The organism is Sporosarcina sp. A2, assembly GCF_050858885.1.
In the GTDB taxonomy this organism is placed as follows: Bacteria; Bacillota; Bacilli; order Bacillales_A; family Planococcaceae; genus Sporosarcina.
Map to the genome: position 1 here is coordinate 2,060,001 of NZ_CP193898.1, position 19,951 is coordinate 2,079,951.

General features: G+C 41.9%; 21 protein-coding genes (1 of these 21 running past the window's edge). 12 read left to right on the top strand and 9 right to left on the bottom strand.

What is annotated here, in order from left to right; genetic code table 11:
- Window positions 1-127 carry the 3' portion of a cation diffusion facilitator family transporter gene (locus ACRPI0_RS10310; RefSeq protein WP_432352553.1) on the top strand. Its footprint begins 872 nt before the window's first position, so the window shows 127 of its 999 coding nt (coding positions 873-999); the start codon falls outside the window, past its left edge; it ends in the stop codon at window positions 125-127.
- A 42-nt stretch (window positions 128-169) separates the two neighbouring features.
- Here the strand turns inward: ACRPI0_RS10310 and ACRPI0_RS10315 are convergent, their stop codons facing one another.
- The 4 genes from ACRPI0_RS10315 to pruA all read right to left on the bottom strand — a co-directional run bounded on the left by ACRPI0_RS10315 (window position 170) and on the right by pruA (window position 5,586).
- Complete coding sequence (locus ACRPI0_RS10315; RefSeq protein WP_432352554.1) at window positions 170-1,333, bottom strand: iron-containing alcohol dehydrogenase; 1,164 nt, start codon at window positions 1,331-1,333, stop codon at window positions 170-172.
- 114 nt (window positions 1,334-1,447) lie between these two features.
- Entirely contained in the window at window positions 1,448-2,692 is a 1,245-nt protein-coding gene (locus ACRPI0_RS10320) for a Glu/Leu/Phe/Val family dehydrogenase (RefSeq protein WP_432352555.1), read from the bottom strand.
- A gap of 80 nt (window positions 2,693-2,772) precedes the next feature.
- On the bottom strand, window positions 2,773-3,966 hold the full coding sequence (locus tag ACRPI0_RS10325) for an ornithine--oxo-acid transaminase (protein WP_432352556.1): 1,194 nt from the start codon (window positions 3,964-3,966) through the stop codon (window positions 2,773-2,775).
- Between the two features lie 72 nt (window positions 3,967-4,038).
- Complete coding sequence (gene pruA, locus ACRPI0_RS10330) at window positions 4,039-5,586, bottom strand: L-glutamate gamma-semialdehyde dehydrogenase (RefSeq protein WP_432355934.1); 1,548 nt, start codon at window positions 5,584-5,586, stop codon at window positions 4,039-4,041.
- Between the two features lie 134 nt (window positions 5,587-5,720).
- Between pruA and ACRPI0_RS10335 the strand changes: the two genes are divergently transcribed.
- The gene (locus tag ACRPI0_RS10335) at window positions 5,721-7,040 is read left to right on the top strand and encodes a sigma 54-interacting transcriptional regulator (protein WP_432352557.1); all 1,320 of its coding nucleotides are present in this window, start codon (window positions 5,721-5,723) and stop codon (window positions 7,038-7,040) included.
- A 16-nt stretch (window positions 7,041-7,056) separates the two neighbouring features.
- On the opposite strand, the gene yugI is transcribed toward ACRPI0_RS10335, so the two are convergent.
- Both yugI and ACRPI0_RS10345 read right to left on the bottom strand, forming a co-directional pair.
- A complete protein-coding gene (gene yugI / locus ACRPI0_RS10340) occupies window positions 7,057-7,431 on the bottom strand; it encodes a S1 domain-containing post-transcriptional regulator GSP13 (protein ID WP_432352558.1) in 375 nt (124 codons plus the stop codon).
- 130 nt (window positions 7,432-7,561) lie between these two features.
- Window positions 7,562-7,825, bottom strand: coding sequence for a DUF1871 family protein (locus ACRPI0_RS10345; protein WP_432352559.1), 264 nt, complete (start codon window positions 7,823-7,825; stop codon window positions 7,562-7,564).
- 77 nt (window positions 7,826-7,902) lie between these two features.
- Here ACRPI0_RS10345 and ACRPI0_RS10350 point away from each other — a divergent pair, with 77 nt between their 5' ends.
- A complete protein-coding gene (locus ACRPI0_RS10350; RefSeq protein ID WP_432352560.1) occupies window positions 7,903-9,078 on the top strand; it encodes a MalY/PatB family protein in 1,176 nt (391 codons plus the stop codon).
- A 14-nt stretch (window positions 9,079-9,092) separates the two neighbouring features.
- On the opposite strand, the gene ACRPI0_RS10355 is transcribed toward ACRPI0_RS10350, so the two are convergent.
- Together ACRPI0_RS10355 and ACRPI0_RS10360 are read right to left on the bottom strand one after the other, a co-directional pair.
- The gene (locus ACRPI0_RS10355; RefSeq protein WP_432352561.1) at window positions 9,093-9,317 is read right to left on the bottom strand and encodes a hypothetical protein; all 225 of its coding nucleotides are present in this window, start codon (window positions 9,315-9,317) and stop codon (window positions 9,093-9,095) included.
- A gap of 40 nt (window positions 9,318-9,357) precedes the next feature.
- Entirely contained in the window at window positions 9,358-9,948 is a 591-nt protein-coding gene (locus ACRPI0_RS10360) for a peptidylprolyl isomerase (RefSeq protein WP_432355935.1), read from the bottom strand.
- A gap of 288 nt (window positions 9,949-10,236) precedes the next feature.
- Between ACRPI0_RS10360 and ACRPI0_RS10365 the strand changes: the two genes are divergently transcribed.
- Window positions 10,237-11,466, top strand: a complete 1,230-nt coding sequence (locus tag ACRPI0_RS10365; RefSeq protein ID WP_432352562.1) for an MFS transporter — start codon at window positions 10,237-10,239, stop codon at window positions 11,464-11,466.
- Window positions 11,467-11,539: 73 nt separating this feature from the next.
- Window positions 11,540-13,393: a transglycosylase domain-containing protein gene (locus ACRPI0_RS10370; RefSeq protein ID WP_432352563.1), complete on the top strand. Its 1,854-nt coding sequence runs from the start codon at window positions 11,540-11,542 to the stop codon at window positions 13,391-13,393.
- Here ACRPI0_RS10370 and ACRPI0_RS10375 read toward each other — a convergent pair.
- Entirely contained in the window at window positions 13,390-13,992 is a 603-nt protein-coding gene (locus ACRPI0_RS10375; protein ID WP_432352564.1) for a DUF5366 family protein, read from the bottom strand. The two genes, ACRPI0_RS10370 and ACRPI0_RS10375, sit on opposite strands and share 4 nt — an antisense overlap.
- A 176-nt stretch (window positions 13,993-14,168) precedes the next feature.
- On the opposite strand from ACRPI0_RS10375, the gene ACRPI0_RS10380 reads away from it, so the two are divergent.
- Genes ACRPI0_RS10380 through mnhG form a run of 7 tightly spaced genes read left to right on the top strand, consistent with a single transcriptional unit; the run spans window position 14,169 to window position 19,914 of the window.
- Complete coding sequence (locus tag ACRPI0_RS10380; RefSeq protein ID WP_432352565.1) at window positions 14,169-16,577, top strand: Na+/H+ antiporter subunit A; 2,409 nt, start codon at window positions 14,169-14,171, stop codon at window positions 16,575-16,577.
- Window positions 16,564-16,986, top strand: a complete 423-nt coding sequence (locus ACRPI0_RS10385; RefSeq protein WP_432355936.1) for a Na(+)/H(+) antiporter subunit B — start codon at window positions 16,564-16,566, stop codon at window positions 16,984-16,986. The genes ACRPI0_RS10380 and ACRPI0_RS10385 overlap by 14 nt, the downstream gene beginning before the upstream one ends.
- On the top strand, window positions 16,986-17,327 hold the full coding sequence (locus ACRPI0_RS10390; protein WP_432352566.1) for a Na(+)/H(+) antiporter subunit C: 342 nt from the start codon (window positions 16,986-16,988) through the stop codon (window positions 17,325-17,327). Before ACRPI0_RS10385 ends, ACRPI0_RS10390 begins: the two co-directional genes overlap by 1 nt.
- The gene (locus ACRPI0_RS10395) at window positions 17,320-18,801 is read left to right on the top strand and encodes a Na+/H+ antiporter subunit D (RefSeq protein ID WP_432355937.1); all 1,482 of its coding nucleotides are present in this window, start codon (window positions 17,320-17,322) and stop codon (window positions 18,799-18,801) included. The genes ACRPI0_RS10390 and ACRPI0_RS10395 overlap by 8 nt, the downstream gene beginning before the upstream one ends.
- Before the next feature lie 6 nt (window positions 18,802-18,807).
- Window positions 18,808-19,287 carry a Na+/H+ antiporter subunit E gene (locus ACRPI0_RS10400; protein WP_432352567.1) on the top strand — a complete coding sequence of 160 codons (480 nt, stop codon included), beginning with the start codon at window positions 18,808-18,810 and terminating at the stop codon, window positions 19,285-19,287.
- The gene (locus ACRPI0_RS10405) at window positions 19,284-19,565 is read left to right on the top strand and encodes a Na(+)/H(+) antiporter subunit F1 (RefSeq protein WP_432352568.1); all 282 of its coding nucleotides are present in this window, start codon (window positions 19,284-19,286) and stop codon (window positions 19,563-19,565) included. Before ACRPI0_RS10400 ends, ACRPI0_RS10405 begins: the two co-directional genes overlap by 4 nt.
- Complete coding sequence (gene mnhG / locus ACRPI0_RS10410) at window positions 19,549-19,914, top strand: monovalent cation/H(+) antiporter subunit G (RefSeq protein WP_432352569.1); 366 nt, start codon at window positions 19,549-19,551, stop codon at window positions 19,912-19,914. The genes ACRPI0_RS10405 and mnhG overlap by 17 nt, the downstream gene beginning before the upstream one ends.
- Window positions 19,915-19,951: the final 37 nt, after the last annotated feature.

A 19,951-nucleotide genomic window follows, 5' to 3' on the forward strand; every position in this document is an offset into this window, starting at 1 on the left:
TACGATTCTTAATCAAAAAGGCATTCAAGACGTCATCATTTCATTAGTTGGTGATGACGGAGTTGAATCGTGGACAGGTACAAACAGTTCAAATCTGATTGAAAACCGTAGGAAACTGCCAGAATAACCAAAAGCGCGAGTCAACTGTAAAGTTGACTCGCGCTTTTGGTTACAATGAATTCTTCAAAATTTGAACAACATCGTCCTTACCGAGTTTCGCAAAGTTTCCAACCGGTCCTCGTGAAGCTGCTTTTTCTGCCATTAATTCAATTTTCGATCCATCAATATCGAAATCTGCAAGTTTACCTGGTGCACCAATTGAGGCCCAGAACTCTTCTAGTTTAGAGATTCCTTCTAACGCTGTTTCTTCATCAGACTTCCCTGTAGCATCTACCCCAAATGAATTTATAGCTAATTGTGCAAAGCGTTGTGGATTCAAATGCATTGTATAACGCATCCACTGTGGGAATAGAATAGACAATCCTCCTGCGTGTGGAATGTCGTACACCGCTGATACTGCGTGCTCCATTTCATGTGTTCCCCAATCTCCTGCATACCCCATACGTAAGAAGCCATTCAACCCCCATACACCCGCAAGCATCATAGTCGCTCTTAAGTCGTAATCATTCGGGTTATCCACGACTTCTGCGCCCGTAGAGATTAATGTGCGTAGAGCACTCTCACACATTTCATCTTGGAATGGCGTATTCGAAGATTCATTGAAGTATTCTTCAAATATATGAGACATTGTATCCACAATTCCGTTTACAGTTTGATCTCTAGGTACAGACATCGTATAGGTTGGGTCTAAAATTGAGAACTTTGGATAGTTGAACGGTGTTCCCCATCCATACTTTTCTTGAGTTTCTTCATTAGTAATAACAGAACCTGCATTCATTTCAGAACTAGTTGCAGATAGTGTTAATACGGTACCGAACGGTAGTGCATCTTGAGGGACTGCTTTTTGTACAACAAAATCCCAAGGATTTCCGTCGTATTTTGCAGCACAAGCAATTAGCTTTGTACAGTCTATAACTGATCCGCCACCTACTGCGATAATTACGTCAATATTTGCTCGTTTACATAAATCTGCCGCTGCAATCGCAGTGGTGAGTCTAGGATTTGGTTCCACGCCACCAAACTCATGGACAGTCAACCCGCCATCTTTCAGCGTATTCATGACATCCTCATAAACACCATTCTTTTTAATGCTCCCCCCACCGTAGACGACGAGAACGTTATTTCCATACTTTTTGAGTTCTCCTGCTAAATTTGATACTTGTCCCTTACCAAACATCAATTTCACTGGATTGTGAAAGATAAAATTATCCAAACTGAATCGCCTCCTCAGACTACTTCCATTATGTTTTACGGATGATTCTGATGCAACTGTTCTGCCCATCCCATAAATAAAACACCCCTCAAAAGAGGAGTGTCTAAATGTTTCTTATGCCCATCCACGGAAACGTGATGCTTCCGCAGTTTTACGGATACCAATCATGTAAGCCGCTAGACGCATGTCAATGCCACGTGTTGTTGCCTGCGAATAAACGTTTTCAAAAGCAGTCACCATTTTAAGAGTCATTTTTTCGCGAACTTCTTCTTCAGACCAGTAGTAACCCATGTTGTTCTGAACCCACTCGAAGTACGAAACGGTAACTCCGCCAGCACTCGCCAATACGTCAGGAACTAACAAGATGCCACGTTCAGTAAGAATTTTAGTTGCTTCACTAGTTGTCGGACCATTAGCTGCTTCCACAACTATTGAAGCTTTGATGTTATTTGCATTGTGCTCAGTGATTTGGTTTTCAATTGCAGCTGGTACAAGGATATCACAATCTAATTCCAACAACTCTTCGTTCGTCAATGTGTTTTCGAACAATGTCGTTACTGTTCCGAAACTATCACGACGATCAAGCAAGTAATCGATATCCAAACCATTTGGATCGTGAAGTGCACCGTAAGCATCTGAGATTCCGATTACTTTAGCGCCAGCATCATGTAAGAACTTAGAAAGGAAGCTACCTGCGTTACCAAATCCTTGGATAACTACACGAGCACCTTTCATATCAATACCACGACGTTTTGCTGCTTCATTGATAATAATCGTAACACCTTCAGCAGTCGCACGATCGCGACCTTGAGAACCACCTAGAACGATAGGTTTCCCTGTAATGAATCCAGGTGAGTTGAACTCATCAATTCTGCTGTATTCATCCATCATCCACGCCATGATTTGTGAGTTAGTGAAGACGTCTGGTGCAGGAATATCTTTTGTTGGCCCCATAACTTGAGACAACGCACGGACGTATCCGCGACTAAGCTTTTCCAATTCATCCATAGACATTTCACGCGGATCACAAACTACGCCGCCTTTACCGCCACCATATGGTAAATCCACAATTCCAGCTTTCAGTGTCATCCACATAGAAAGTGCACGCACTTCATCTAGAGTGACATCAGGGTGAAAACGAACTCCACCTTTTGTAGGTCCGACAGCGTCATTGTGTTGACCGCGGAACCCAGTGAAGACTTTTACTTTCCCATCATCCATCTTAATTGGGATTCTTACTTCCGTCATGCGCATTGGTTCTTTAAGGAGTTCATACATTCCTTCATCGTAGCCCAGCTTGTCAAGTGCTTCTTTAATAACAACTTGTGTGGATGTGAACAGATTCAGGTTTTCAGTCATTGTAATGGCTCGCCTCTTTGTTTATATTGTTTTTTTCTTATTCATAGTATCATATTGTTCATCATAATTGGAAAGAAATTTTAGTTAGCAAAAACGCTCTTGATTTTACCGAGTGCCCAGTCAAGTTCTTCTTTAGTAATGACCAGAGGTGGAGCAAAACGAATCACTGTATCATGTGTTTCTTTACAAAGCAATCCAAGTTCTTTCAACTTTTCACAGTAAGGACGAGCTTCTTCTGTTAACTCCATACCGATGAATAGACCACGGCCACGTACTTCTTTAATGACGTCGTTTTCAATTGTCTGTAGCTGTTCTTTGAAGTAGTTACCAAGTTCAAGAGATTGCTCTGCAAGCTTCTCGTCGATTAACACGTCTAATGAAGCAATTGAAACCGCACATGCCATCGGATTTCCTCCGAATGTTGACCCGTGTGAGCCTGGGTTGAAGACTTCGAGAATTTCTTTGTCAGCAACAACACAAGAGATTGGGAAAACTCCACCACCAAGTGCTTTACCTAGAATATACATGTCCGGATTAACATCATCCCACTCACAAGCAAACATTTTACCTGTACGGCAAAGACCCGCTTGGATTTCGTCAGCAATGAACAAGACATTATTTTCTTTACAAAGTTCACGCGCCTTCTTTAAATAGCCTTCTGTAGGAATGATAATTCCCGCTTCACCTTGAATCGGTTCAACGATGAACGCTGCTGTGTTTTTTGTAATCGCTTGCTCAAGAGCGTCAGCATCGCCATAAGGAACTAGCTTGATACCTGGAAGCATTGGACCGAATCCACGCTTATATTCAGGATCAGAAGATAGGGAAACTGCTCCCATTGTACGTCCGTGGAAGTTGCCTTCACAGCCGATGATTTCTGCTTTGTTCTCTTCTACGCCTTTAACATCATATGCCCAACGACGCGCTGCTTTGATAGCTGTTTCAACAGCTTCAGCACCTGTGTTCATTGGTAATGCCATAGCTTTCCCAGAGAGTTCAGTAATTTTAGCGTACCAAGGTCCTAGCTGATCACTGTGGAATGCACGTGATGTAAGAGTAACTTTATCTGCCTGATCTTTAAGTGCTTGAATGATTTTAGGGTGACGGTGCCCTTGGTTTACTGCAGAGTATGCAGAGAGCATATCCATAAATTTGTTTCCTTCTGGATCCTTAACCCATACACCTTCTGCTTCTGAGATAACAATCGGTAGTGGATGGTAGTTTGGTGCACCATACTTGTTTGTTTGTTCAATCACTTGTTGAGATACTGACATTAAAATTCCCTCCTCGGTTAGGTATGTAAAGACAGCGCCTGTCTTTTGACAGGCAACTGCTTGTAGTTGTTCTTAAAGCATTTCTGAAGTTGTTTTACCTTGCATGTGAAGTTGCAAGTAGTCCGGGCCACCTGCTTTTGAATCTGTACCAGACATGTTGAAGCCTCCGAATGGCTGGTAACCAACGATTGCACCTGTGCAACCTCGGTTGAAGTACAAGTTACCACAGTGAAAATCTTCACGAGCTTGTTGGATGTGTTCACGGTTTGTTGTGATAACAGCACCTGTTAAGCCGTAATCTGTGTCGTTTGCCATTTCGATAGACTCTGTAAAGTTCTTCGCTTTTGCAAGCGCTACGAATGGACCGAATACTTCTTCTTTCATGATGCGTGCTTCAGGAGAAACGTCAGCGAAAACAGTTGGAGCGATGAAGAATCCTTTTGAACTATCGCCTTCTCCACCGACAACTAGACGTCCTTCTTCTTTACCGATTTCAACATAGTTCATGATTTTATCATACGCTGCTTGGTCGATAACTGGACCTGCAAAGTTCGACTGGTCAGCTGGATCGCCGTAAGTCAATTCTTTTGTAAGTTCTTCGACACGTGCAACAACTGTGTCATAAACGTCTTCGTGAATAATCGCACGTGAACATGCTGAACATTTCTGTCCGCTGAAACCAAATGCTGATTTTACGATAGACTGAGCAGCAAGTTCAAGATCCGCTTCGTTGTCAACAACGATTGTATCTTTTCCGCCCATTTCAGCGATAACACGCTTCAACCAGATTTGTCCTTCGTTCACTTTAGAAGCACGCTCGTAAATTCGTGTTCCAACTTCACGTGAACCCGTGAATGAGATGAAACGAGTACGTGGATGGTCAACTAAGTAGTCTCCTACTTCAGCGCCAGATCCAGGCACATAGTTTACAACGCCTGCAGGCATTCCTGCTTCTTCGAGTACTTCCATGAATTTATAAGCAACTACTGGAGTTGTTGAAGCTGGCTTCAAGAGTACTGTATTTCCTGTAACGAGTGCAGCGACTGTAGTTCCTGCCATGATTGCGAATGCAAAGTTCCATGGAGAGATAACAACGCCAACTCCTAAAGGAATATAATCGAAACGGTTAAATTCACCAGGACGGCTTTCTACTGGCATTCCGTCTTTAAGTGTAAGCATTTGACGAGCATAGTACTCAAGGAAATCGATTGCTTCAGCAGTATCTGCATCCGCTTCGTTCCAAGGCTTACCTGCTTCTTTAGTTAAGAGTGCAGAGAACTCATGCTTGCGACGACGAACGATAGCTGCAGCTTTGAAAAGAATGTCAGCACGCATTTTTGCGTCTGTTTTTCTCCAAGTGTTGAATGTCTCGTCTGCAACTTTCATTGCTTTTTCTGCGATATCTTTGCTTGCTTTAGATACACGTCCAATAATTTCTTCTTTATTAGCTGGGTTGAAGGATACTAGTTTATCATCAGTCATGATGCGTTCTCCGCCTACGATTAGGGGATAATCTTTACCCAAGTAAGCTTCTACAGTCTTAAGACCTTCTAAGAATGCTTTTTTATTTTCTTCGATTGTAAAATCTGTGAACGGTTCATGTTTGTACGGAATCATGATAGTCCTCCTTTAGATAGGTCATGCAAATAATATTTGCACTTAGTTGTTAATTACACTTATAATAATGCAAGATAATATTGCACATTGCAAGCATTATTGTTTGCATAGCGAAAAAAGATAGGCGGTGTCACTCTATGAGTGCTTTCGAAGAGTCCCTCTTTCCTTTTTATGAATTTGCTGTAAAGCGCGCCGGAGTTGGAATTCATGCCGTAAACAGCGAGGGTAGAACGATAATTTACAACGATAAAATGAAAGAAATTGAAGGTCTAGATCTTGAAGATATTCGAGATTTGTCCATCATGGAACTATTCAATTTCCGTCAACAACCAAGTACTTTGATGGAAGTCTTACAAAATGGTAAAGAGCAATTGAATATTAAACAGACCTATTGGAACCAAAATGAGACAGAAATAACAACTATAAACAACAGTTATCCTATTTTTAATGATGGTGTGCTTATTGGCGCAGTGGAACTCTCACACGACGTGACTGCATTAGAAAAATTTGTACTTGAGCCGCTGAAGAAGGATCGAGAACCCGTTTTATTAGATCACATCGTAGCAGAATCAGAGTCTATGAAAAAAATTATCGCAACTGCAAAAAAAGCGGTTCGCGCAAAACTTCCTGTCTTGCTTGTTGGCGAAGCGGGTACTGGTAAAGACTTAGTTGCTCAAGGAATTCATCATGAAGTCCCTGTAGTAGATTCGTCATTTTACACGTTGTATTGCAATCGCTCCGATCATCAATCGATTGATCGTCTCGAAAACGAATTGGAAACTGATTCATCGTTCACACTATTTTGTGAAAGAATCGACTTTTTATCCATTGAGCTACAACGTAAGTTGCTTACTGTTTTAGAAAGCTCAGATTTACATCAGCGCCAGTTCATCGCAAGTATTGGTGAGGATCCTGTTGAACTTATAGCTTCTGGAAGCTTATTGAAAGAGCTCTATTACTTTTTCGCATCATTCACTATCCGTTTCCCACCTTTACGAGAGCGAAAAGAAGACATACTTCCTTTTGTCCAACGATATTTGGATCGGAGAAAAGAAAGTCTTGGAACTGCTCTGAGTACGATCACAGAAGCGGTAGAAGACCTCTTACTTTCCTATTCTTGGCCAGGCAATATAAGGGAACTCGAAATGTTGTTGAACGAAGTTGCATCCCTTACTACTGCTGAAACAACTATCACAGTCGATATGCTTCCTTTATATTTTAGAAATAAGAGCACCGTGCAAGACCAAGGACTAACCATCTTACCTTCTTTCATTATGCCGAGCGAAAAAGACCTTCTTCCACTTGATCAGTTTTTACGTGAAGCGGAGTCATACTACTTACAACGAGCACTTACTATTCACGACGGCAATATTACACGAACTGCAAATGCACTCTCTATGAGTCGACAAAACTTGCAATATAGACTTCGAAAAAACAAAAAAGGAGGAGAGGCATAAACGCCTCTTCTCCCTTTTAATATCCTGATTTGTCGATCCAGTCTCTCAATTTGTCTTTCAAAGAGTTGAATCCCTTTTCATCATGTTCATCCACTTTTTCTTGTAGCGACTTGCGTGGGCGGTTTACCTTCTTAATGGGTGCTGGTGGTTCTTGTAAAGCACGTATTGATAAGCTAATTTTTTTATCCGCCTCTTCAACTTCTAATACTTTCACGGTCACTTGTTGCCCCACTGATAAGTGTTCGTGGATATCCTTCACAAATCCGTATGTTATTTCAGAAATGTGTACGAGTCCTTGAGTGGAGTCATCAAGAGCTACAAACGCACCATAAGGTTGAATGCCTGTAACTGTCCCTGATAGTTCTTCGCCGGCTTCATATTTACCTGCCATGTGAACAGCTCCCAATTCTGTTTTGTATATCTGGAATTGCCATTAAGGCCACTTCTAGTATACCATTTGAATACTTGTGGAGCAAAAGATAGTCTTTTAGACAGATGTTACCAACCTATGTACTCGAAATTCAAGAGATGATGCATTTTTCTTCAAACTTTACAGCCAATAATTTATATGAGATTTGCATGCAGTCCTCTAAAGGAATCCACATTTCATAGGTACGCTCGTACACTTCACGTATGCGTTTAGCTAAATCTGTTGGATGATCTAATACATGTAAATCTGCTACCACATCCGCTATTTCTAGTTCATATGCCTTAGGCCCCGCAAGGAAAGGATCCCATTCTTCTAGTAACGTTATCGCTTTTTTTGTAATTTTTGCAGTTTGCACGTCAAGTCACCTGATTTTTTGTTTTTGTTTATGATAGCATAGGTATGAAAAAGAAAACAGACCGAGGGGGAATACACATGAAAGAATTCACAACTACTGTAAATAGACGAAATACATCGTCAATGAAATGGGATCGGATGGATCGAATTTACGGAATTGACAATACGGAAGACATTCTTCCTATGTGGATTGCCGATATGGACTTTGCTGCCCCACAGCCTGTCATCGATGCCCTTAGGGAACGTTTGGACCACGGCGTATTTGGTTATTCGTACGTATGTGAAGAGTGTAAAGATGCAATCCGCGAATGGCTGTTAAACAAACATGGCTGGCAAACTGAAAACGAATGGATGCTGTCTCATCACGGTGTAGTTCCTGCCATTGCGTCAGTTGTTGAAACGTTGACGAACGAAGGAGATAGCGTGCTCATCACGCCACCTGTGTATGCACCATTTTCAAGCATCCCTGCATTGCAAAAGCGGACTCTAGAAGAGTGCATGCTCACTGAAAAAGAAGGTACATATACAATAGATTTCGTTCAATTCGAGGAATCTCTAAAGAAAAATGTCAAACTATTCATTTTTTGCAATCCTCATAATCCTGGCGGAATTGTATGGCCTGAAAGTGTTTTGTCAGAAATCGTTCGGCTTTGTGCGAAATACGATGTGCTGATTCTGTCTGATGAAATTCATGCTGATCTTGTATTTGCTCCTTACACACACACGCCATTGCACATGGCTGCAGGCGATGAAGTAAACCGAATTATTACTTGTGTCGCACCTACTAAAACATTTAACTTAGCAGGAATTCAAGCTTCTATGATGATCATTCCTGATGAAAACCTACGTGAGCAGTTACGCGATAATGGCATGGCCCATGGGCAAATGGAGCTAAATGCTTTTGCTAACGTTGCGCTAAAAGCAGCATATCGACACGGCGAACCTTGGCTTGAGAAGTTATTGACGACGATCTCTGAAAATATGGATTACGTTATTGAAACACTCACTACACAAGTTCCAGGTATTTCAATTACAAAACCTCAGGGTACATACTTGTTGTGGATTGACTACAGAGGGACTGGACTTTCAGAGGATGAAATGATGGACAAGTTACTTCACAAAGGGAAATTAGCACTTGAGCCTGGAACGAAATACGGTGAATCAGGCCGCGGATTTTTACGGATGAACGTCGCGACGTGTCTCTCGACTGTGCAAGACGGCGTAAGTCGTTTTATAAAAGGCATGGAAAACTAAAAAAAAGAGCATCCTCATAAATGAGGATGCTCTTTTTTTTGTTCTCGCGCTTCTTTGCGTTCTCGCAAAATGCGTTCTTCTAATTCTTTCGTTTCCAATTCTTGCTTTTTAGAATTACGCTTGATCCACATGAATGTGAGGACAAGGAGTACCATGAAAAAAGCAAAGGAAATGGCTGCTGGGATATATTCTGATTTGTCTTCCGGAAAGTACAGGAAAGGCATTAGAACTGTCACCATGTATAGCACTTCCTAACAAGTAAATTTAATAGTGGAGAGATTATTCGCCTTGAATTTCAATTGACTCGATTTTCACATCTTCAACCGGCTTGTCTTGAGCACCTGTTTTAACAGTGGCAATCTTATTCACAATATCCATACCTTCAATAACTTGTCCGAAAACAGTATGTTTTTGGTCCAAGTGAGGTGTGCCGCCACGTTCTGCGTAAGCGTTAGCAATCTCTTCTGGCCAGCCACCTTTTTTCAACTGATCCGCAGATGCGCCAGCTAAACTAGAAGCTTGAACGATGAAGAATTGGCTACCGTTTGTATTTGGACCTGCATTTGCCATAGACAAAGCCCCATTCAAGTTGAAAAGATCCAAAGTGAATTCGTCTTCGAATGAATCTCCGTAAATACTTTCTCCGCCCATACCTGTTCCAGTTGGGTCGCCACCTTGAATCATAAAGTCTTTAATAACGCGGTGGAAGATAAGTCCATCATAATAGCCGTCTTTCGCATGAGTTAAGAAGTTCTTAACTGTTTTTGGTGCTTTTTCTTCAAAAAGCTTGATTTTGATCGGGCCTAGCGTGGTATTCATCGTGATAAGTTTTTCTCCTGCTGCTACTTCAGTTGATAGTTGTGGATACATTTGGGAATCCTCCTTAGGAATCGTTTGTTCTGGTTTTTTTGCTTGAGTCGTTTCATCTTTTTCAGATGCCGACTCATTGTCTTTAGCCTCTTGCTTTCCGCATGCGGAAACAACAAGAATCAACGCTAAAATAAGCATGAGCATATAATGTTTTTTATGCAATTCTCTCACCCTAAATTAGTTTACCACATGATTCTGCGAAATATAAGTACGAGCACTTGACTTCCTTCGGGAGTCGAATTGTTTTATACTTAAGAAATAATTCGTTAAATAGAAAGAAGGTCACCTATGGATATTCAAAAAAGAAATTTCATCATTATCTGGGTGTCAAACTTTCTAGTAGCCGGAACAATGACGATGATTATGCCTTTCTTGTCATTATATATTGAAACGTTTGGCGACTATTCAGATGCTTATGTCCAGAAATGGTCGGGTCTAGTTTTTGGCGCGACATTTATCACCGCCCTCATCATGTCTCCAATATGGGGCAGAATTGCGGACAAATACGGCTTTAAGCCCATTCTTATCATAAACGGTTTCGGAATCGCTATTTCAGTATTCCTAATGGGCTTCGTCCATTCCGTTGAAGCATTTTTCATACTCCGTTTACTTAATGGTGTTGTTACTGGTTTCATCCCCACATCTCTTGCATTCATCTCCGCCAACACAAAACGTGAAGAAGCTGGTAAACGATTAGGTACACTTCAAATGGGCAGTGTTACAGGTACCTTATTCGGACCTGTACTTGGTGGTCTTCTTGCCGATGCTTTCGGTTTTAAGTACACATTTGTAATCACTTCGATTTCTGTTATTATCGCTGCTCTCATTATTGTATTCGGTATTAAGGAACAACGAAAAGTGAAAACTGGCCGTGAAATCGTATATTCTCGTAAGACGATCTTAAGCGGACTTCTACATCACCGGTTAATGTTGAATGTCATGGTTGTTACGGCATTGATTCAGATTGGGAACTTCAGTATCCAGCCGTTACTTTCCCTCTATGTCTCTCATTTAACTGATGCAAAAGATGTTGCTTTTCTAGCAGGAATTACATTCAGTGCTGCAGGTGTCGGTAACTTACTGTTTGCTCGTAAGTGGGGCAAGCTTGGCGATGATATCGGGTACGAAAAAGTCCTAGGATTTCTGTTGTTGCTGTCGTTCATTTTCATCATCCCGCAAGCATTCGTTAGTAACTTGTGGCAACTTGTCGTATGGCGATTGCTCTTCGGTATTTCCATGGGCGGTATGATTCCGATTACGACCGCACTTGTTCGAAGAGAAGCACCACTTGATATACAAGGTGAAGTGATGGGATATAATACAAGTTTCCGTTTCTTAGGAAACATCATCGGGCCGATGTTTGGTGGAATTATTAGTGGCTTCGTTGGTATATCGTCAGTCTTCATATCTACTGGTGTGTTGTTCTTACTTGGTTTCGGTTTCCTTTACTATGCAAAACGGAAACCAACACAAGATTTCGAAGACTTCTTGGCAGAGTCCGAACAGAAAAACCCCTAAAAATATAGCACACTCCGCAAGGCGGAGTGTGCTATATTTTGTATAGGTATTTGTAAGAACGGAGGAACCAAGTGTGAGACAGCTTGTCGGATTTGCTGTCGCTTTGTTAAGTCTCCCGCTATTGTTTTGGCTTCAACAAGAGGTCGCGGTGGAATGGAATGAGGCAAATGCGTATAAAGAGCAGGTCGAAATGACAATTGAATTGTCAGAGCCAGAAGTAACGATACCGATGGCACTGTATGATCGAAATGGACAGTTGTTTGCAGAAGAATATGCTGAGTGGCGGGATCCCCTTCCCCTTGCTGAAATTCCATTGTTTGCAAAACAACTATTTTTGGAAAGTGAAGACAAAGGATTTTACGAACATCGAGGGTATGACGTTGCAGCGATTGCACGGGCATTTGCAGTAAATGTTAATTCAGAAGGTCTTAGTCAAGGAGCCTCTACCATTACTCAACAAGTCGTGCGCATGCGGTTTTTATCCCCAGAAAAGACATATGAACGTAAATTCAAAGAAATTCTCTACGCAGCAGAATTGGAAAAACAGTCAACAAAAGATGAAATCCTAGAAATGTATATGAATGAGATGTACTTCGGGAATCAGGTGTATGGTATCGGTGCTGCTGCTACTTATTATTTCAGTAAACCCCTAGCACAGTTAAACGAAGCAGAAACTGCTTTTCTTGCAGCCATTCCAAATAATCCTTCGCTATATGATCCATTGAAACATTTTGACAGAACAAAAAAACGTCAAGAGCGACTTCTTCAAGTGTTGCTGAAAAGTGAAGTACTTACGTCTGAAGAAACAAAAGTTGCTCAACTCGCACCTATCCAATTAAAGGTTAAACAAAAAAACAGTCAATTCCCTGCTTACCATACGTATGTTTTAGATGAGTTGAAACAGCTAATTAGTGAAAAAGAAGGATTCACTGAACAGTTACGTGCAGCAAAAGATGAGGAAGCAAAACTCGTTATTCAGCGTGCTCTTAGTGTTCGGATTGCTACTGTAGTCAATTCAGGTGTACGAATCGATACTGCACTGAATCCAGCAAAACAAAAACGCGTGGAAACAAACATATCGAGTCGATTAGCTGGAAGTGGTGTTCAATCTGGTGCTGCTATTATAGATAACAAAACCCGAGAGCTGATTAGTGTGTACGGCGGCTTCGGCTATCGAAAAACAGATTTCAACCGGTCGTTCCAAGCGGTTCGCCAACCTGGCTCAGCCATTAAACCGTTACTGGTCTATGCCCCTTATTTGGAAAGCGGTTCGTACACGGAAAACTCTCTCATTGATGGTAGCGCAATCTGCATTGGGAACTTCTGTCCAGAAAATTTCGGTGGCTATTCATACGGTGTTTCCACTGTTAAAAAAGCATTTAGCAGAAGTTATAATACAACCGCTGTCCGAGTGCTTCATCGAGTTGGGATTGAAGAAGCCTTCGCCTATCTGACTCCTTTTGGATTTAAATACGTTACTGAAAAAGATCATCAGTACACAGCTGCTCTTGGTGGCTTTGAAAAAGGGATGACGCCTTACGAACTGGCAAATGCCTATACAAGTTTTATAGATGGAACGTTCAACCCTACAAGGGCCATACGCTCTGTGAAAGATCGACAAGGAAAAATCTTATATGAGTGGGAAGATAAGAGGACTGAAGTTTGGTCTCGGAAAACAACAACCGCTATTCGTTCTATGTTACGAGAGACTGTGGAAACCGGCACAGCTCAAGGAGTTCATTCTACTACTTCTTACGTGGGTGCAAAAACAGGGACTACGAGTAACTATAAAGATCTCTGGGTTGCTGGGATGGATTCACGCTATACAGCAGCCGTTTGGATGGGCTATGACCGACCTCAAACACTACAACGAGAAAGTGAACAAAAAAAGCACCTTCAATTATTTTCAGATGCAATTCAAGACTAGCTGCCAATCGGCAGCTGGTCTTTTTCTACTCCTGGAATACTCTCCGCAATTCCGTTATACAGTCTCAGTAAAATGTAGGCAACTACAGCAAGTAAAATCGCCCAGATAAGAAATTCAAAGAAAATGATTCCGAGAATCGATGAAAACGGAAGTTGGTTGTGCAACATGTACGTGCTGTAAACAAAGTAAATAAACGTAACAGCTATAAATACAAGAAGTAACCCGTAAATGGACTGGATGGAAAATGCAGAAGCGAGGGCTCCGATGAAATAAATCAGTTTCCCACCTCGATCATCGGTTACGTTAGAAATTGTATTATCAGATTCAGAAACAGGTCTAAAGAAAAACAACATCGCTGTTTCGTGGATGGTTTCTGCGATCAGTTTCAGTGCACTAAATACCATGAAGTAGATTAGTGCGAAAATCGTTAGCATAAACAAACGAAGCTGAGTTTCTGTTAGAAATTCCAATAGCCCGTTATACAAACCAATTTCCCGGAAAAGACTTAATGAAAATCCGACGGTATAAACACCAAAGGTCAAACTAAACAGCATGATTGTAAAAAATGGTAAATAACTGAACAAGTACGGATTTTTCATTAGACACCTCGAACTTACTAGTAATATATACTGGTTTTATCCAGTGACTCTATAATATAGGAAGAGATTGAATTCCCGCAATCCCTTTCAAGTGCCCACAGTGCAAAACGCAATGTTTTACGTTATACTTTAAAGCAATGTCTACATCATGTTACTACGTGGAAGGAGGATTTTTAGTGGAATTTGTTTGGTTTATATTCGTGCCCGCATTAGTGGCTCTTTTCATCCCGACGTTGTTTCGTCGGGTCGCTCGAATACATACAGGCTGGTTCGTTTTGTTAGTACCAGTAGTACTGTTTGCTTATTACAGTACGTTTTTACCAGTAACTGCAAGTGGAAAACATGCAGTTTCTTCGTTTGATTGGATCCCTTCACTAGGAATCTCTTTTGTCTCGTATTTAGATGGACTCAGTTTACTCTTTACTCTTCTCATTACTGGGATTGGTGCATTAGTAGTTCTGTATTCAATATTCTATCTAGATAAGAGCAAAGAAAAGCTCGGTAATTTCTATGTTTACTTATTGCTTTTCATGACTGCTATGCTCGGTGTCGTTCAGTCAGACAACGTCATCTCACTGTATTTGTTCTGGGAATTGACGTCCATTTCATCATTCCTATTAATCGGTTATTGGTATACGCGTGATGGTTCTCGTTTCGGAGCGCTAAAATCGATGATGATTACTGTTGGTGGAGGATTAATGATGCTCGGGGGATTCGTGATTCTCGGCATCCTCGGAGATACATATTCGATTCGTGAACTGATTGCAGGTCTGTCCGATTACTCGGGTGACCCACTCTTCACACTTGCAGCTGTACTTCTGTTATTTGGGGCATTTACTAAGTCTGCACAATTCCCATTTTATATTTGGCTACCAGACGCTATGGAAGCACCGACACCTGTCAGTGCGTACTTGCACTCTGCGACAATGGTCAAAGCGGGATTATATTTGGTAGCACGATTCACGCCAATCTTCGCTGAGTCTTCCGTCTGGATTTGGCTCGTTTCAGGAGTCGGACTACTGACATTGATGTGGGGATCTTTCTTTGCGGTCAAACAAACGGACTTGAAAGGAATTCTCGCATTCTCTACAGTCAGTCAATTAGGTCTGATTATGTCGTTACTCGGTGCTGGTGCAATCGCTTACCATTCTAATGATGGTCTCTTTAGACTCGCAATGTTTGCTGCGATCTTCCACTTAGTGAATCACGCCGTCTTTAAAGGCAGCTTGTTCATGATTGCTGGAATTGTTGATCATGAAACCGGCACACGTGATATTCGTAAACTCGGTGGGTTAATGAGCGTTATGCCAATCAGTTTTACAGTTGCTTTCATCGGTGGACTATCGATGGCTGGTATTCCGCCATTCGGAGGATTCCTGAGTAAAGAGTTGTTCTTGGAATCCATGGTTGCACTCAAGCATTTCGAACTGTTCAACTTTGATACGTGGGGCATTCTCTTCCCTGTAATTGCATGGATTGCAAGCGTATTCACCTTTGTTTATAGCTTCTACTTCGTGTTCAAGACTTTCACAGGCGAGAAGAAATTCAATAAGCTCCCGCTTCAACCACATGAAGCACCTATTGGGATGCTGATTTCGCCAATTATTTTAGCAGCCAGCGTCATCACAATTTTCTTCATCCCGAACGTTGTTGGGAAATGGTTAGTTGCACCTGCTGTCATGGCAGCGCAACCACAACTTTACAGTTTGCCTGAACAAGCAACGGTTCACGTAGCTGCGTGGCACGGATTCGCATCAGTTCCAATGTGGCTCACAGTTGGCGTTATTGCAATCGGTACACTACTTTTCACGTCGATTAAAAAATGGCGACCTGTTTACGGATTGCAACCTGAAAAGCTATCGCTTAACGCGTTGTATGATGGAGCTATGACACTTTCTGAAAAAGGCATGAACAAGCTATCCCGTCTCTACATGACGGGTATCATCCGCACGTATCTACTGTATATGTTTGCGTTCTTCTCAGTTATGACCATTGCTGTATTGTTCGCTAAAGGCGCATTCGAATTGGATATGAGCAGTCTATCTCCAATTACGTTATTCGCTGTCATGAACGCTATCGTTGCCATCCTTGGGACAGGCATGGTGATCATGTCAAAAAACAGGATTTCCGCGATTATTGCACTAGGTGCAGTTGGCTATTCAGTCGCATTGTTCTTCGTGTTATTCAAAGCACCGGACTTAGCGTTGACGCAACTTGTAATCGAGACGATTTCAGTCGCGCTCTTCCTTCTTGCGTTCCGTCATCTTCCAGCAATGAAAACACATGGCGAAACGAAACAGAACAAACTAGTGAATGGAATTGTTGCGGTAGCTGTTGGACTATCTGTAACTCTCGTCGCACTTTCTGCTCACTCTAATAAACTGGTTTCAAGTATTTCACAATTCTACAAAGATACCGTCCATACAGAAGCTGGCGGTGGTAATATCGTGAACGTCATCCTCGTTGACTACCGTGGTTTCGATACATTATTTGAAATTGCTGTACTCTCGATTGCAGGAATTGCTGTTCTCGGCATGATCCGTCTTCGCTTGTCGAGAAAGGAGTCTGATGATGAAAAAAAATAACGTTATTTTACAGACGACTGCTAAAGTCACTTTCTTCATCATTTCCTTATTCTCGATTCATATTTTCTTTGCAGGCCACTTTGCTCCTGGTGGAGGGTTTGTCGGAGGATTGTTGACGACAGGTGCAATTGTTTTATTATTACTTGCATTTGACCTTGAAACGGTAAAAGCTACCTTACCGTTCAATTTCACCATCGTCATCGCAATCGGATTGCTGCTTTCCCTTGGAACTGCAGCAGGCTCTATATTTTTCAATGTCCCATTTTTCACGCATGCGTTCGGTCATTTCAACTTACCGCTCTTTGGTAACACAGAACTGCATACAGCAATGATCTTCGACTCTGGAGTTTACCTCGTTGTCGTAGGTGCTGCAATTACTATCATTCAGTCGATTGGAGGGGATGAGTAATGGAATTACTCATGGCGATTGTAGCAGGAATACTTTTCACCGCTGCAATTTACTTAATTCTATCCAGAAGTCTGATTAAGGTCATTCTCGGAACAGGCTTGTTAAGTCACGGAGCTCACTTGTTTATCCTCACGATGGGTGGACTTGGTGGAAGTGCACCTCCTGTTCTAGTGGACGACGTTACTGACTTTGCAGATCCGCTTCCACAAGCATTGATTTTAACCGCAATTGTTATCAGTTTTGGAGTTACGGCTTTCATCTTGGTTCTAGCTTATAGAACTTATGCAGTCCACAAAACGGATGACTTGAATTCTATGAAAGGAAATGATGAGCATGATTAACCTTCTATTGTTTCCGATCATTATTCCCTTCTTCTTTGCTATTGTACTGTTGTTCTTTAAAGAACAGGTACGGATCCAACGAGTCATCACCGTTATTGGACTGAGTGCAAGCATCGTCTCTGCTTTTGCACTCGTCATGAAAGTGAAAGCAGATGGCATTCAAACACTGACACTCGGTAGTTGGCCTGCTCCGTTCGGCATTTCTATGGTGTCGGACATGTTCTCAGCGTTACTTGTTACTTCTACGTTAGTAATTACGTTATTCGTTGCGATCTATAGCTTCACTGCAATCGGTGAAGAACGGGAACGATTTTTCTACTACCCTGCCATTCTCTTCATGATTACAGGAGTCAATGGTGCATTTACTACAGGTGATATTTTTAACATGTTTGTATTTTTCGAAGTGTTGCTGATCGCCTCTTACCTTCTCATCGTTCTTGGAGGAGAAAAGAGACAGCTGCGCGAGTCCATTAAGTACATACTAGTAAACGTCATTTCATCAGCTTTCTTTGTTATTACGATTGCTTATTTGTATTCTGTTGTTGGAACGCTCAACATGGCTGATATCGGTCAGAAAATCGCAGAAATCGGACAACCAGGTATTATTTCAGTCATCGGGATTATGCTGCTACTCGTATTCGGCATAAAAGCAGGAATCTTCCCTCTTTACTTCTGGATGCCTGGCTCATACGCTGCGCCTCCTGTTCCGATACTCGCACTATTCGGTGCGCTATTGACTAAAGTCGGTGTCTACGCGATTACACGTACGTATACGTTGTTCTTCGTCAATGACCTAGCTTTCACCCACACCATCCTGATGGTTCTTGCCTTATTGACCATCGTTGCAGGATGTATTGGTGCACTGGCGTATTTCGATTTAAAACAGATTATTATCTACAATATCTTGATTGCGATCGGCGTCATCTTGTTCGGCGTATCGCAGATGAACGAAGCGGGCATGCAAGGAGCTGTCTTCTATCTTATCCATGACATGCTTATAAAAGGAGCATTGTTCCTGATCATTGGAATTATGATCTATGTCACAGGTACGTCCAACTTGCGTGAAATGGGTGGTTTAATAAAAACCCATCCATCGCTCGGTTGGCTGTTCCTAATTGCCGCATTCGGTCTCGCAGGCATTCCACCCCTTAGTGGATTTGTCGGTAAGTTGCTCATTGTCCAAGGTGGCTTTGAACACGGACAATTATTTGGAACGATTGTCATCCTCGTTTCTAGCTTAATTGTATTGCTATCCGTTATTCGGATTTTCGTTTATGCATTTTGGGGAGAGCCGGTTGCGTTACGACCGACAAACTCCAAAACTTACAAACAGATGATGTTCCCTGCTGTACTTCTCGTAGCTCTGTCCGTTCTATACGGAGTCGGAACTGAGTGGATTTTCCCGTACGTATCAGATGCAGCTAATGTGCTGCTCGATCCGTCGAGTTATATAAACGCCGTGTTAAAGGAGTAGATCACGTTGGCATTTCAAATATTACTTAACTTCTTCATCGCAATAACGTGGGTGCTCATCACGGCGTCTTTCACCCCTCCCACATTTATAATCGGTTATATTATTGGCTTACTGCTGCTCATACTGACGAGACGTTTTTACAAAAATCGTTTGTATGTAGGTCGACTATGGGCTTGCGTAAAATTGACAGGTATCTTCTTTAAGGAATTAATTCTTTCCAATATATCCGTTGCAATGCTTGTGTTAAAACCCAAGCTGGAATTACAGCCGATGATTTTCGCAATGCCTACTGTCCTTGAAAAAGACTGGGAAATTACGTTGCTTGCTAGTTTAATCACTTTGACACCCGGTACCATTGTCATTCATGTTTCGGATGATCAAAGGACATTGTACGTTCATGCAATCGATGTGGATGATGTTGAAGAAGCCATCAATTCCATCAAACAATCATTTGAAAAAGCAATCCTGGAGGTGAGCCGAACATGAACATATTCATCTGGATCTGCTTAATTATCATCTTCCTTTCCATGCTCGGTACGCTCGTTCGAGTATTCAAAGGACCATCTACTCCAGATCGCCTGATCGCGTTGGATGGAATCGGTGTGATGCTAATTTCCATTATCGCGCTGCTATCGATTGTATTTGATACGATATTTTTCATAGATGTAATTTTGCTTATCGCGATCATGTCCTTCATCGGGACAGTTTCGTTCTCGAAATTCATCGAAAAAGGAGCGATTATAGACCGTGATACTCGTCGCTAATATTATTATCGCTCTGTTCATACTCGTAGGCGTGTTCTTTACGGTTGTCACTGTAGTCGGGTTATTACGATTGCCCGATGTGTACACACGAGCTCATGCCGCTTCAAAAAGTGCAACCCTTGGTGTTCTCGGAATCCTGATCGGCGTGTTCCTTCACTTTTGGTGGATTAAAGGACATTTCAGTATTCAACTGTTGCTCGGCAGCGTCTTCTTATTCATCACCTCACCTGTTGGAGGCCACTTAATGAGTCGTGCTGCTTATATGTCTGGTGTTAAACCGACAGACTTAACCGTTGGAGATGATCTTGGAGAAGCAATTGGTGATCAAAAATCTCATGAAGAAGAGTGAAAAAAAGACGCAGCGTCCCGAATCGGACACTGCGTCT